The 13,177-nt window shown below is 38.0% G+C and carries 16 protein-coding genes; 6 read left to right on the top strand and 10 right to left on the bottom strand.

From position 1 onward, the window contains the following. Positions 1 to 11 precede the first annotated feature (11 nt). Both V8G61_RS04380 and V8G61_RS04375 read left to right on the top strand, forming a co-directional pair. Entirely contained in the window at positions 12 to 1,424 is a 1,413-nt protein-coding gene (locus V8G61_RS04380; protein WP_394874229.1) for a rhodanese-like domain-containing protein, read from the top strand. A 22-nt stretch (positions 1,425 to 1,446) separates the two neighbouring features. After that, positions 1,447 to 1,656 (top strand): DUF2892 domain-containing protein, encoded by a 210-nt coding sequence (locus V8G61_RS04375; protein WP_394874228.1) that lies wholly within the window; start codon positions 1,447 to 1,449, stop codon positions 1,654 to 1,656. A gap of 49 nt (positions 1,657 to 1,705) precedes the next feature. Here V8G61_RS04375 and V8G61_RS04370 read toward each other — a convergent pair whose 3' ends face one another. The 7 genes from V8G61_RS04370 to V8G61_RS04340 form a co-directional block, all read right to left on the bottom strand. After that, the gene (locus V8G61_RS04370) at positions 1,706 to 1,981 is read right to left on the bottom strand and encodes an ATP-dependent Clp protease adaptor ClpS (RefSeq protein WP_394874227.1); all 276 of its coding nucleotides are present in this window, start codon (positions 1,979 to 1,981) and stop codon (positions 1,706 to 1,708) included. 35 nt (positions 1,982 to 2,016) lie between these two features. Then, positions 2,017 to 2,853 (bottom strand): 50S ribosomal protein L11 methyltransferase, encoded by an 837-nt coding sequence (gene prmA, locus V8G61_RS04365; RefSeq protein WP_394874226.1) that lies wholly within the window; start codon positions 2,851 to 2,853, stop codon positions 2,017 to 2,019. A gap of 122 nt (positions 2,854 to 2,975) precedes the next feature. Continuing rightward, positions 2,976 to 3,725, bottom strand: coding sequence for a triose-phosphate isomerase (gene tpiA, locus V8G61_RS04360; protein WP_394874225.1), 750 nt, complete (start codon positions 3,723 to 3,725; stop codon positions 2,976 to 2,978). 33 nt (positions 3,726 to 3,758) lie between these two features. Further along, entirely contained in the window at positions 3,759 to 4,247 is a 489-nt protein-coding gene (locus tag V8G61_RS04355; RefSeq protein ID WP_394874223.1) for a TlpA family protein disulfide reductase, read from the bottom strand. Between the two features lie 8 nt (positions 4,248 to 4,255). After that, on the bottom strand, positions 4,256 to 5,332 hold the full coding sequence (locus tag V8G61_RS04350; RefSeq protein ID WP_394874482.1) for an ABC transporter permease: 1,077 nt from the start codon (positions 5,330 to 5,332) through the stop codon (positions 4,256 to 4,258). Positions 5,333 to 5,362: 30 nt separating this feature from the next. Further along, entirely contained in the window at positions 5,363 to 6,457 is a 1,095-nt protein-coding gene (locus tag V8G61_RS04345) for a BT_3928 family protein (protein WP_394874222.1), read from the bottom strand. Between the two features lie 32 nt (positions 6,458 to 6,489). After that, positions 6,490 to 7,032 (bottom strand): DUF1599 domain-containing protein, encoded by a 543-nt coding sequence (locus V8G61_RS04340; RefSeq protein ID WP_394874221.1) that lies wholly within the window; start codon positions 7,030 to 7,032, stop codon positions 6,490 to 6,492. A gap of 104 nt (positions 7,033 to 7,136) precedes the next feature. Here V8G61_RS04340 and folP point away from each other — a divergent pair, with 104 nt between their 5' ends. The 3 genes from folP to V8G61_RS04325 are packed head-to-tail and all read left to right on the top strand — an operon-like array spanning position 7,137 to position 9,452. Further along, positions 7,137 to 7,961, top strand: coding sequence for a dihydropteroate synthase (gene folP / locus V8G61_RS04335; protein WP_394874220.1), 825 nt, complete (start codon positions 7,137 to 7,139; stop codon positions 7,959 to 7,961). A gap of 1 nt (position 7,962) precedes the next feature. Beyond that, positions 7,963 to 8,631, top strand: coding sequence for a hypothetical protein (locus tag V8G61_RS04330; RefSeq protein WP_394874219.1), 669 nt, complete (start codon positions 7,963 to 7,965; stop codon positions 8,629 to 8,631). 35 nt (positions 8,632 to 8,666) lie between these two features. Beyond that, positions 8,667 to 9,452, top strand: coding sequence for a diadenylate cyclase (locus V8G61_RS04325; protein WP_394874218.1), 786 nt, complete (start codon positions 8,667 to 8,669; stop codon positions 9,450 to 9,452). Here V8G61_RS04325 and V8G61_RS04320 read toward each other — a convergent pair. Together V8G61_RS04320 and truA are read right to left on the bottom strand one after the other, a co-directional pair. Beyond that, the gene (locus V8G61_RS04320) at positions 9,449 to 11,215 is read right to left on the bottom strand and encodes an ABC transporter ATP-binding protein (protein WP_394874217.1); all 1,767 of its coding nucleotides are present in this window, start codon (positions 11,213 to 11,215) and stop codon (positions 9,449 to 9,451) included. The two genes, V8G61_RS04325 and V8G61_RS04320, sit on opposite strands and share 4 nt — an antisense overlap. Further along, a complete protein-coding gene (truA, locus tag V8G61_RS04315; protein WP_394874216.1) occupies positions 11,216 to 11,959 on the bottom strand; it encodes a tRNA pseudouridine(38-40) synthase TruA in 744 nt (247 codons plus the stop codon). A 100-nt stretch (positions 11,960 to 12,059) separates the two neighbouring features. Between truA and V8G61_RS04310 the strand changes: the two genes are divergently transcribed. Continuing rightward, positions 12,060 to 12,554 (top strand): metallophosphoesterase family protein, encoded by a 495-nt coding sequence (locus tag V8G61_RS04310; protein WP_394874215.1) that lies wholly within the window; start codon positions 12,060 to 12,062, stop codon positions 12,552 to 12,554. Positions 12,555 to 12,728: 174 nt separating this feature from the next. Here V8G61_RS04310 and V8G61_RS04305 read toward each other — a convergent pair whose 3' ends face one another. After that, the gene (locus tag V8G61_RS04305) at positions 12,729 to 13,139 is read right to left on the bottom strand and encodes a DUF4293 domain-containing protein (protein WP_394874214.1); all 411 of its coding nucleotides are present in this window, start codon (positions 13,137 to 13,139) and stop codon (positions 12,729 to 12,731) included. Positions 13,140 to 13,177 lie beyond the last annotated feature (38 nt).

Raw genomic sequence — 13,177 nt, 5'->3', positions numbered from 1 at the left:
AAATTGAAGTTATGAATATTGAACAATTATATACAGGATGTTTAGCGCAGGGTGCCTATTACATAGAATCTGATGGCGAAATTGCCATCGTAGACCCATTACGCGAAACCCAGCAATATATAGACAAAGCCGAAAAAGAAAACGGCACTATAAAATATATTTTTGAAACTCACTTCCATGCGGATTTTGTTTCCGGTCATGTGGATCTTGCAAAAAAAACCGGAGCCACGATAGTGTATGGTCCAGGTGCAAAAACGGATTACGACATTCACGAAGCGAAAGATGGAGAGGTTTTCAAATTAGGTAAAATCACCATTACGGTACTACATACACCGGGTCACACCCTAGAATCATCAACTTATTTAGTGAAAGATGAGCAAGGGAAACCACATGCTATTTTCTCCGGAGACACTCTATTTCTGGGTGATGTTGGTCGTCCTGATTTAGCCATCAAGAACAATTTGACAAAAGAAGATCTGGCAGGTATGTTATTCGATTCTTTACGAGAAAAGATCATGACATTGCCTGATGATGTTATTGTTTACCCTGCACATGGTGCCGGATCAGCTTGTGGTAAAAATTTAAGTAAAGAAACTATCGGTGTTTTAGGTGATCAGAAAAAAAATAATTATGCGCTTCGCGAGGATATGTCTAAAGAAGAGTTCGTTAAAGAAGTCTTGGAAGGCATGCCTCCGCCACCTCAGTATTTTGAAAAGAATGCCATGATGAACAAAATGGGTTATACGGATTTTGACACTGTTTTAAAGCACGGTGATAATCCACTAAGCCCTGAAGAATTTGAAGCCCTTGCGAATCAGGAAGGGGCTTTGGTTTTGGATGTTCGTACTGAAAGTGATTTTGTAAAAGCGCATATACCAAATTCTATTTTTATTGGCTTGAACGGTAGCTTTGCACCTTGGGTTGGTGCCTTAATCACCGATTTAAAGCAGCCTATATTATTAATTACTCCTGAAGGAAAAGAGAAAGAAGCCGTGACACGTTTATCACGTGTTGGTTACGATAACACACTTGGCTATTTAAAAGGCGGTTTAGAAGCCTGGAAAGCGGCAGGAAAAGACGTTGAACATGTTGATTCCATTGATGCCAAAACATTTAAAGAACGTTTCAATGAAGACGATCTACATGTCTTGGATGTTCGTAAAGATGGTGAATATGACTCTGAACATTTAAAAGGAGATCATGTACAACATTTTGCCTTAGATTACATAAATGACCAAATGAATACCATCGATAAGGATGAAAATTACTATATTCATTGTGCTGGAGGTTATCGCTCAGTCATAGCGGCCTCTATTTTAAAAGCCCGTGGATTTGATAATTTAACGAATATTGAAGGTGGTTTCGGCGCCATGAAAAACAGTGGCCTACCAGTTACGGATTACGTATGCCCTACCACTTTATAATAATTAACTAAAATCCTTTATTATGAAAAAAAACATGGGAGTAGCAGATAAAGCCATTCGGGTTCTTATCGCTATCGTAATTGCAGCACTTTATTATTTTAATGTGATCGAAGGAACATTAGCCTATGTTCTCATGGCCTTGGCGCTTATTTTCTTAATTACCAGTTTTATAAGTTTTTGCCCATTATACAAGCCTTTTGGGATAAGCACCAATAAGTCTGAAGAGAAATAAGGCTGCACTGTTCTGCTTATCAGCTTATTGTGAAGCTGTAAGTTTCTACTTAAATAATTTCGGCGCTTAATCCAGCCTCTAATAGCTTAGAGCAACGTGGTTTTAGGTCGTCGTACTCACCTGTTTTTACCGTACATTTTCCTTTGTAATGCACAATCAGAGAACATTGTTCGGCTTGCTGAGACGTATGATCACAGGCGTAAATAAGGGTTTCGATCACATGATCGAAGGTGTTCACATCATCATTGTATAGTACAATTTCATTTTGAGTGGAAACTGTTTCTTCTACCAATAATTCCTCTGATGTTTTTTCTTTTGCACTCATAAAATTTTCTTTTAAAATCATCAGTTCGAGCTGTACTAATTTAAAAATTTTAGTGAAACCCATTGGTTTCTTTCCAACTTTTCTTGAAATTTTAACAAATGTGCTTCACATGCGGCCTGAATTTTAGGAATATCATCATTATAGAAGCCACTTAATATCAAAATGCCATTTTTTGACAGAGACTTTACATAGGTCTCAATATCCTGAAGTAGAATATTTCGGTTGATATTCGCCAAAATAATGTTGTAACTTCTACCTTTCAAGAGTGACGCATCGCCCTCGTAAACAGAAATGTTTTTGCAATTATTCCGCTCTACATTTTCCAGACTATTCTCATAACACCAATTATCAATATCAATAGCATCTAAAGCTTTAGCGCCTTTAATCTCAGCCAGAATCGCCAGAACGGCTGTACCGCAGCCCATATCTAACACGGTTTTGTCTGTAAAATCATTTTTTAGGATATGCTGGATCATCATATGGGTGGTTTCGTGATGCCCTGTACCAAAACTCATTTTGGGTTCGATTACGATATCGTATTTAGTATTGAACTTCTCATGAAAGGGCGCCCGAACCGCGCAAATATCATCTACAACAATAGGTTTGAAATTCTTTTCCCAGGTTTCATTCCAATTCACCTGTTCGATGTCTTCGAAGGTATAACGAATATCAAAAGTTCCTGCTTTGAGGATTTGAATATCTCTTAGAATATCTTCCTGCCAATCGGATTTTTGAATGTATGCTGAGAGGCCGTCTTCCTCCTCAACAAAACTTTCAAAGCCAACCTCAGCGAGTTCGGCAATTAGAATATCTACAGCCGGTTGCAATGGACTGACCTTAAAGTGATACCCTATGTATTTTTGATCTGCCATAGTTGTTTTGTATTACTGAATTTGCGTTAGCGATTGCAGCGATATCCTTTTTGAAAAAAAGATTTAGCGGAAAGCGCGCCGTTCACGCCTTAAAGCGTGAACGGAACGCCCAAAAAAATATTTTAAAACGCGTTTACGATAGCGAAAAAGTCCTCAGCATTAAGCGAAGCACCGCCAATAAGCCCACCATCAACATCAGGTTTTGAGAAGATTTCCACGGCATTCGCTGGTTTTACACTACCACCATATAGAATGGAAACACTGTTGGCAATTTCGTAACCATAATGATCGGCTAACGTTTTCCGGATAAAGGCATGCATATCCTGGGCCTGCTCGGGTGAAGCGGTTTCGCCAGTACCAATAGCCCAAACGGGTTCGTAGGCTAAAACGATATTTTTATAGTCCCAGGCTTGAAGTTGGAACAGGGCGTTTTTGATCTGGCTACCCACAACCTCTTCTTCTTTCCCTGCTTTTCTATCGGCAAGTTCTTCTCCGAAACAAAAAATAACACGCATTTTGTGAGCTAAGGCGGCCTTAACCTTTTTTGCTAATAAGTCATCGGTTTCGTTAAAATACTCACGACGTTCACTATGCCCAAGAATAACGGTATTTACGCCGACACTTTTAAGCATAGCGGCACTAATTTCACCAGTGTAAGCTCCGTTTTCGGCGAAGTGCATATTCTGAGCAACCACCTCTATATTGGATTCACGAAGCGTTTCGTAAGCACGATGCAGATTGGTAAAGGTTGGTGCTATCATAACCTCGGCGTTGGAGGTTTTTTTCTGCGCCTTTAAATCGGTTATCAAGGCCTCGGTTTGGGCGAGGTCATTATTCATTTTCCAGTTTCCGGCTACGATATTTTTTCTCATGATTTTATACCCGTTTATGGGATTTTTATTGAATTATAAATTTTGTTTAATGCGTTCATCGGTGGCTTTTTCAGCGTTGTACAGTTTTATATGACCTGTTTTATCCACCACAAGATATCGTGGAATCCAGTCTAGGTCAAGAAAGTTTCCAAAAGGCCCCTTCCAGCCCGACTGCATAAAATAATGCTCGCCATTAACCTGATGTTTTTTTATTCCCTTCTTCCAAGCGTCCTGACCACGATCGAGCGATAAAAAAACGTAAGTGACATCGGGATATTCCTCTTGAATTTCTTTCACAGCTGGCATTCCTTTTAAACAATCCCCACACCAGGAGGCCCAAACCTCAATAAATAAAGTTTCACCCTCATGTTTCGCCAGAATGTCCTCAAAAGAAACTGAAGCTCCTTCTAAAGTAATAAAGGTATCATTTAATGCTGCTTCTGAAAATTCCGTAGGATCCGGAGCGGATTTACAGCTTAAAAGACTTATTAAAGAAAGTAATAAGAAGGTGTATGTTTTCATTTTTTATTTTATTCAAGTTTTACTTTAGGATCCAGCCACACATAAATTACATCTACAAAAATATTGATAATTATAAACATGAGGGCAATAATTAAGACCGATCCCATAATAACTGGTAAATCTAAGGTATTTAAAGCATAAACGATTTCTTTTCCTAAACCATTCCAACCAAAAATATACTCCACAAAAACAGCACCCGCCAACATGGAAGCAAACCAACCAGATACCGCTGTAACTACCGGATTCAAAGCATTCTTGATGGCATGCCTTTTTATGATTTGCCAGGGTGCCAGACCTTTGGCCTGTGCCGTTCGAATGTAATCCTGATTAAATACCTCTAGCAACGAATTTCTCATTAATTGAATAACCACTGCCAATGGGCGAATTCCGAGCACGATAGCAGGGAGAATCAGGTTCTTCCATTGGATATGCATACCTTCTCCAAAATCATCAAGCTCATAAAGGCTACCCGTCATTTCCAAGTGGGTGTATTTATGTAATATAAAACCAAAGAACCAGGCAAATAGAATAGCACTAAAAAAAGAAGGAACACTCATACCCAGAGTACTTAAAACCTGTATGCCCTTATCGAGCCAGCGGTCTTTATAAAGGGCTGAAATAATGCCTAAGGCCACACCTAATAGGATAGCGATAATAATCGCTGAAACTGCTAACACAAAAGTATTAGGAAGTGTTTCCTTTAATACGGCGCTTACATTTTTACCCGATTTTGTAAACGAGGTTCTCAGATAAGGCCATTTTAAAACCATGGTGGTGTTACTGATGCTCAACAATTTAGTTGCGCTGTATTTACCCCTACTTAAATAAGTGTAATCTTTTGGGTCGTTCGAGTGAAATGAAAGTGACGATAGATCGTTTAGATAATACAAATATTGCGTAGTAACCGGTTTGTCAAAGCCATACTTCTTCTTGATAAGTGCTAATTGTTCACTATCTTCTTTTTGCCCCATCATCATTTGAGCGGGATCGCCGGGAAGAACATTAAATAAAAAAAAAATAACAGTAACTACTCCAAACAAGGTTAGAACAGCATACATCAGTTTATTTAGGAAATAGCTTATCAGCGGTTACAGTATTTTAAATGGATTGTTTCGTTATAATTTTAAATCATCAAGATCGTGCCAATTCAGTTTTTGCTTCACCACACCTTTACTGAGTTCCAATATTCCGGGATTCGCACGGATGACGGTTTTGAGTGCTTTTTCATCACAGAGGTACCAATCAAAATCCAGATCGTATTTTAAATTGAATTGTTTTTTCTTGGCTTCGCCGGAAGAGGTTAAACCTATTATGGTGTAGCCTTCTGACCTCACGCTCTCTTGAAGTGCTTTTAACTTAGCAGCGCCACCCGACTCTATTTTTTCCAAACTGTAAGATACCACAACAATGAGCTTATCCTGACTTAAAAAATGATCCGTAAGGTCTTCGCCATCGGCTTCTATTGAAAAATCATAAATAGGTGGTTCGTAGCCTGCATCGATAACTTTAGTTTCTGCTCCAACAAACTTACCGTCAACGTCGGGGTATTCTCCAAAATTAGTGATCTCTTTTTCTTCACCGTTAACATCAAATTTCCAAGTGTATTCCACGACCGGCTTGGGAGCATCGTCAGGAACAGACATACCCTCTTTAATATCCGCCCCTATTTTATAGGCTCTGAAATCAACTACCGGCAAATGTATGAGCACATGGTAACCTAACCAAAAACAGAATACAAAACTTAGTAAGGCTAAGATCGTGGTTGGTAGCGGCCGGAATACAGGCGTGATATATTGTTTTCCTAAGAAGATAACTACGATCAAAACCAATAAGATCAAATCTTTCGTGAAACTTTCCCAGGGTGTTAGCTTAAGAGCATCACCAAAACATCCACAATCTCTTACCATATCAAAATAAGCCGAGTAAAAAGTTAAGAATGTAAAGAATATAATAAGACCTAATAAACTCCATATCGTAAATTTAGGTTTATAACCTATCAATAGAAAAACACCCAGAATAACCTCTAAGGTTACAACCAGAACGGAGATCATTAAGGCGTAAGGAATAAGTCCCGGTATATTTAATACCTCGGGGCTAAAATACTCCTGAAGTTTATATGAAAATCCAAGGGGATCATTGAGTTTTATTAATCCGGAGATAATGAATAAAACACCAACAAAGATCCGACTAAGCGCTACTAAATATTTCATAATTATGATATCAATTGTAAAAATAAAAACCGTTAATTCAAGGCGTCAAGGTGAATTAAAGCGAATACCGCATAATTGATCATATCCTGATAATTAGCATCTATCCCTTCGCTTACCAGGGTTTTACCTTTATTATTCTCTATGGTTTTTACACGTAATAATTTTTGCAAGATCAAATCGGTAAGACTACTTACCCGCATATCCCGCCAGGCTTCACCGTAATCATGGTTTTTGTCTTCCATTAATTTCTTGGTGATCGCGACTTGCTCCTCATATAAGCTTATGGCTTCCTCCGTTAAGAGGTCAGGTTGATCAGCGATCCCTTTTTTAATTTGGATCAAAGCCATGATACAATAATTGATGATGCCAATAAACTCGCTCACCTCATCCTCATCTACCTTTCTCGTAGCATTTTCCTGTAAACCACGAATGCGCTGTGCTTTTATAAAAATCTGATCTGTTAAAGATGGCAATCGCAATATTCTCCAGGCACTACCATAATCATTCATTTTTTTTATGAACAAACTTTTGCAGGTATCAATTATGGCATCGTATTGTTTTGAAGTATCTTGCATCTATCAATTGAATTTTGCGTAAATTTCGCATAAATTATTAAAACCTTCAAAGTTTCTGGTTTAAAACTTTAAGCCAAAATATCCAACTTAAGCTATTTGCGCATATGACTATAAATTGCAAAGGCAAACTTGTCGATCTGTCCACCCCAAAAGTCATGGGGATTTTAAACCTTACCCCTGATTCTTTTTATGATGGCGGAAAATATCGGGATCATACCGATTGTTTAAAACAGGTTGAACAAATGTTGAACCATGGCGCCACCTTTATCGATGTGGGTGCTTACAGTTCACGACCAAACGCCGAACATGTTAGTGAAGAAGAAGAATTACAACGCTTGCTTCCCGTATTAAGTCTTATTTTAAAAGAATTTCCTGAAGTTTTGATCTCAGTAGATACCTTTCGTTCACAAGTAGCCAAAGCGGTCATTGAAGCCGGGGCTGCTCTTATTAATGATATTTCAGCAGGTCAATTGGATGCTAAAATGATGGCTACTGTAGGTGATTTCAAAGTTCCATACATCATGATGCATATGCGCGGCACGCCACAAACCATGCAAAAACAAACTCGTTATGATGATCTTTTAAAAGAGGTGTTATTTTATTTTTCGGAACGATTGGTCGAAGCCAGGTCAAACGGAATCACAAATATTATTGTGGATCCTGGTTTTGGTTTTGCAAAAACACGGGAACAAAACTTCAAATTACTGAATCAACTTGAATTATTTCAAAGTATTGAACACCCATTGCTTGTTGGTATTTCACGAAAATCCATGATCTATAAAACCTTGGGGATTTCGGTTGAAAACGCTTTAAATGGCACCAGTATTCTTAATACCATCGCTCTTGAAAAAGGCGCTGCTATCCTGCGGGTTCATGATGTGAAAGAAGCCATGGAGTGTGTACAACTCATGAATGCCCTAAAAGCCTAAAATGAAAGGATTCCATTACTTAATAGTTATTTTATTCGTTGTTTCCTGTAGCTCCAAAAAAACGGTAGAATTACCGGAGGTTGATCGTTCTGAAATTTCTAAAGTATCGGACCTGTCTCAGGCCTATTTATTTTACAATACTTCCAAAACGGACAGTATGGAACTTAACAGAAGAAACCTGATAAGTACAACGAACTGGATTCTTCATGTTGATAAAAGATTAACTTTAGCGCAAGCGATCCCAAAGATCATGTTCTTACAGGATAAAAAGCGAAAGGCGGCTCATAAGAATGTCGAGGCTAAAAATTATTATACTTGTAATGACAGGCATCATAAGACATTAGGGTTTATTGATTTCACGGAGGTCACCTACCATTTCAAAGATTTTAAACCTACTTTGGATAGTTCTTATGTATTTTTTCGTTTTGAAAAACCTGATCATTTTAATTTCAAAACAGCAAAAGGAAATACCTTAACCACATTAAATTCCAATATTTCCCGATGGCCTGAAATTTTGGACAGCTTGATTACAAAGCGCCCTGAAGCAAAAATTATGCTTGGTTTTAAAAGTACGTTACGCTTTCAGGATTATATTTGGTTGAAGTCGAAACTTTCTGAGTTGGATTCTAGAAATAAAATGATCTCAACGGATGAATTTATTTTTAATTGACCATATTTTATTAATTTTACCGAAACCCGCTGCCATTGGAAATTTTTAATGATGTTTTAAAACTCTCTGTCGTAGACATTATCGATGTGATACTTGTCGCCTTGCTGCTGTATTACATATACAAACTCATCAAGGGTACGGTAGCCATAAATATTTTCATTGGAATTATTATTATTTATCTGGTTTGGAAGCTTACTGATTTTCTGGACATGGAACTGCTTTCAAGTATTTTCGGTGGTTTTATGAAAGTGGGGATCATCGCTTTGATTGTTGTCTTTCAGCCTGAAATAAGAAAGTTCTTGTTAATGGTAGGATCTACCAATTTTAATCGCAGGCGTAAGTTTTTAAGACCATTTAGTTTCCTGAAAACGGATGCTGTAGTTTCCACTGATGTGGAAGCCATAATTTCAGCTTGTAATAAAATGTCGATGTCGAAAACAGGTGCTCTTATTGTTTTTGAAAATAATAACAATCTTGATTTTTTAACCTCTTCGGGTGATGAAATGAATATTAAGGTCACACAACCTATTATCGAAAGTATTTTCTTTAAGAATAGCCCATTGCATGATGGGGCCATCATAATTAGTAATAATATCGTTAAAGCCACGCGGGTTATTCTACCGGTAAATAACGACAAGAATATCCCAAATCGTTTTGGTTTACGTCACCGTGCTGCCATAGGTATTACAGAGAAAACAGATGCTTTAGCTCTCGTGGTAAGTGAAGAAACCGGGCACATATCGTACTTTAAGGATGGGGAATTTGTTGTTTTTGACGATACTACCGAACTAACAAATATGATTAAAGAGGATCTTGCCTAAGCTACTTCTTCTTTTTGAAACTGTACTTCGTACAAATTTCTGTAGAATCCATTTTCGTTTTTAAGCAATTCTTGGTGAGTTCCCTGTTCCACAATTTCGCCGGCATCCATGACGATGATCTTATCTGCTTTTTTAATGGTGGCTAAACGGTGGGCGATCACAATAGAGGTTCTCCCCTTGGTAATTTTATCAGTGGCATTTTGGATGAGCTGCTCAGAATATGAATCTACTGAAGACGTGGCTTCATCCAGTATTAAAATACTCGGATTGGTCACATATGCCCTTAAAAATGATATGAGTTGCCGCTGCCCAGATGACAACATAACGCCACGTTCTTTAACATTGTAATGATACCCCTTAGGTAAGGTTTCAATAAAGTCGTTCACGCCAATAGCTTCCGCAGCTTTGCGAACTTCATCTTCCGTGATATTAGGATTTCCCAGGGTAATATTGTTCAAAATTGTATCGGCAAACAAAAAGACATCCTGAAGAACAACCGCAATTTGGGTTCGTAAAGAATTTAAGGTAACCTCCCGAATGTCAATATCATCAACAGCGATCATACCGGATTTTATTTCATAAAAACGATTCAACAGGTTTATGATCGTAGATTTTCCGGCACCTGTAGCACCAACAATGGCTACAGTTTCACCTGCTTTCACTTCAAAAGAAACCCCTTTTAGCACATCTTCATCCTCCACATAATTAAAATACACATCTTTAAACTTGATATTTCCTTTGAAATGGGTTGTAACAATAGTACCTGTGTCATCAATTTGCGACGTGGTATCCAGAATTTTAAAGACACGGTTGGCTGCCACCATACCCATTTGCAGGGTATTAAATTTATCAGCTATTTGGCGCAATGGGCGAAACAGCATAGGAACGAACATAATGAAAGATACCAATGTACCTTGTGTTACCGTCCCCTGAAGCACCACATTCAAGCCGCCATACCAGGCTACCAATCCAATGGTAATTGAGGAAGCCAGATCAGCGATAGGAAAAAATATGGAGTTGTACCATACCGTTTTCAACCAGGCTTTTTTATGGCGTTCATTGATGGTTTTGAACTTGCTTAATTCCGTATTCTCACGAGTAAATAACTGCAGTATTTTCATGCCGGTGATACGCTCCTGAACGAACGAGTTCAGGTTTGAAACTTCGGTACGTACTTCTTCAAAGGCACGTTTCATATACTTTTGAAAGAGTCTTGTAGCGTAAAGCAAAATTGGCAACATGATAAATACGATCAGTGTTAACTTTACATTGGTATACAACATAACGCCGAAAACGACCAGCATGGTGAGTAAATCTCTCACGATCATAAATAATCCCTGTCCAAAAATATCGGCAATACGTTCCATATCGGTTACTGAACGGGTGATAAGGACACCAACAGAGGAGGTATCGTAATATTTCATTTTAAAACGCAGGATATGTTTAAAGAGCTTCACCCGGATATCCATGACTAAATTCTGACCTAGCCAGGCGGCATAATAAATAAAGGTAAGTTGCGAACCAGTTTGAAGTATCAAAACCACCAGCATTAATACGATATACATTAAAAAGTCCTCAGGATTTTTAACAGCAACACTGTTATCTATAGCATATTTCGTAATGTAAGGTGTCGCTGCACTTAATAGTGCTAAAATCACCACCAAAACGGTTAAGCCTATAAATACGTGCTTATAAGGTTTCAGATACTGAAAAAGTCGTATGAACAACTTTAGATCAAAGGGTTTTTCTTTTTGCTTTGCCATTTATATTTTTATCGATTCCGGATAATCTATCTGTGTTAAATATAAGCCTTGAGCCGGCACAGAATAGCCTGCCTCTCCCCTGTCTTTCGAAGCAATTATGCGATGCACATCTTCCGCTTCTATTTTATGTAATCCAACATTAACAAGGGTGCCTACAATAGCTCGTACCATATTACGTAAAAACCGATCTGCCTGAATTACAAAATGCAATTCATGACCAACTCGTGTCCATTCGGCTTTCATAATGTCACAAATATACGTCTTCACATCGGTATGTGTTTTCGAGAAACATTGAAAATCTTTATACTCAAATAAAATTTTTGTAGCCTTATTCATTTCATCAACATCCAAGTCCTGCTTTATCAAATAAGCTGCATCAAAATTAAAAACATCTTTTTTGAGGGCAATCCTATACAAATAGGTTCTACTCAACGCATCAAAACGGGCATGTGCCTCAGGCTTCACTTCAAAAATATTATGAACAGCGATATCTTTTGGTAAAAAACTATTGAGCTTATACACCAAATCCTGATTATCAATGGCGTGATCCACATCAAAATGCGCATACATTTGTTGCGCATGAACCCCGGTATCTGTGCGCCCGGCACCCACTAGGGCAATTTTTGTTTTTAACAAGGTTGACATGGCATTTTCTAACACTTCCTGGACTGAAATGGCATCGGGTTGTATTTGCCACCCGTGATAGTCTTTTCCATTATATGAAAGTTCTAAGAAATACCTCAAACTGTTTTAATACTTTTGTTGGAAGGCAAAGATAGGCAGTTTTAAAATGATTTTTGAAGTTGAAACTATTAATTAAATATTAAAATCGATACCCCAAAGCATGACAAAAATACTTTTACTTTCTGACACTCACGGCTATATGGATGATGCCATTTTAAAACATGTTGAAAAAGTGGATGAAGTATGGCATGCCGGCGATATTGGTGATCTGAAGGTAACCGATGCCATTAAAAATTTAAAGCCTTTACGGGCCGTTTATGGTAATATTGACGACGCTCAAATACGTACTGAATTCCCGGAGCATCAGCGCTTTTTGTGTGAAGACGTTGCCGTATGGATGACCCATATTGGTGGTTATCCTCCAAAATATAGTTCGAGGATTTTACCGGAACTGAATCAAAATCCACCACGGCTATTTATTTGCGGACACTCTCATATTTTAAAGGTTATTCCGGATAAGAAGCGTCATCTTATTCATATGAATCCTGGAGCTGTGGGAAGACATGGTTTTCATAAAATAAGAACCATGCTGCGCTTTACGATTGATGGTAATAAAATAGATAACCTGGAAGTTATAGAGTTTGATAGCCGTTGAGAGGCCCACGTTAGGGATAGCAGTGGAAAGCCCACAGCGAGGCACGAGCGCGGACTTGTAACGGATAGCCCGACCCGTAGCTTTGCGGAGGGTAACGCCCAAAAAGTTTAAAACTAAAAAACCCAAAGCAAAAGCCCTGGGTTTTAACGCACTAATACTACTAAGATGATAGGTTTATCGCAATCGATCTACAGATTTTACAAGGTCTTCATCCTTTTTAATGGCTTTATTGGCCAGGGCCAAGAAAACGATAGAAATGATGGGAAGAAAAACCCCAACACCTTTCTCAGAAATTTGACTTTCTCCAGGTGCCATTAGTATCCGATACACAAAAAATCCTAGTAAAATAAAGTTTAATATGATGTTAAGTCGCCCCAACATAAATTGAGACTTCCTATTTTTGTATCTAAAAATTGATATCAAAGATAATAATGCTGAGGCTAAAAATAAACCTAAAAACAAAAAATTATCTTGAGCAAATACAACGCTTTCATTTTCAACCGTCCATAAAGGAAAAACAAAAATGAGCCCTGCAGATATTCCTGCTGCGATTAAAAGATAAATGGTTTGAATACGTTGTATCATGATGATTTTAAAAATCTGAGAGCAAAAATAACAGTTTC

Origin of the sequence: Gaetbulibacter sp. M240, assembly GCF_043876815.1 — a bacterium.
Taxonomy (GTDB): Bacteria; Bacteroidota; Bacteroidia; order Flavobacteriales; family Flavobacteriaceae; genus Gaetbulibacter_A.
This window is presented reverse-complemented; position numbering and strand designations above follow the sequence as displayed.

Excerpts from the sequence above, each read along its gene's own strand:
- V8G61_RS04370 (WP_394874227.1), bottom strand. The coding sequence starts at position 1,981 with ATGAGTGCAAAAGAAAAAACATCAGAGGAATTATTGGTAGAAGAAACA.
- V8G61_RS04320 (WP_394874217.1), bottom strand. The coding sequence starts at position 11,215 with ATGGCAAAGCAAAAAGAAAAACCCTTTGATCTAAAGTTGTTCATACGA.
- V8G61_RS04375 (WP_394874228.1), top strand. The coding sequence starts at position 1,447 with ATGAAAAAAAACATGGGAGTAGCAGATAAAGCCATTCGGGTTCTTATC.
- V8G61_RS04330 (WP_394874219.1), top strand. The coding sequence starts at position 7,963 with ATGAAAGGATTCCATTACTTAATAGTTATTTTATTCGTTGTTTCCTGT.
- folP (WP_394874220.1), top strand. The coding sequence starts at position 7,137 with ATGACTATAAATTGCAAAGGCAAACTTGTCGATCTGTCCACCCCAAAA.
- V8G61_RS04340 (WP_394874221.1), bottom strand. The coding sequence starts at position 7,032 with ATGCAAGATACTTCAAAACAATACGATGCCATAATTGATACCTGCAAA.
- prmA (WP_394874226.1), bottom strand. The coding sequence starts at position 2,853 with ATGGCAGATCAAAAATACATAGGGTATCACTTTAAGGTCAGTCCATTG.
- tpiA (WP_394874225.1), bottom strand. The coding sequence starts at position 3,725 with ATGAGAAAAAATATCGTAGCCGGAAACTGGAAAATGAATAATGACCTC.
- V8G61_RS04355 (WP_394874223.1), bottom strand. The coding sequence starts at position 4,247 with ATGAAAACATACACCTTCTTATTACTTTCTTTAATAAGTCTTTTAAGC.
- V8G61_RS04305 (WP_394874214.1), bottom strand. The coding sequence starts at position 13,139 with ATGATACAACGTATTCAAACCATTTATCTTTTAATCGCAGCAGGAATA.
- V8G61_RS04345 (WP_394874222.1), bottom strand. The coding sequence starts at position 6,457 with ATGAAATATTTAGTAGCGCTTAGTCGGATCTTTGTTGGTGTTTTATTC.
- V8G61_RS04380 (WP_394874229.1), top strand. The coding sequence starts at position 12 with ATGAATATTGAACAATTATATACAGGATGTTTAGCGCAGGGTGCCTAT.
- V8G61_RS04310 (WP_394874215.1), top strand. The coding sequence starts at position 12,060 with ATGACAAAAATACTTTTACTTTCTGACACTCACGGCTATATGGATGAT.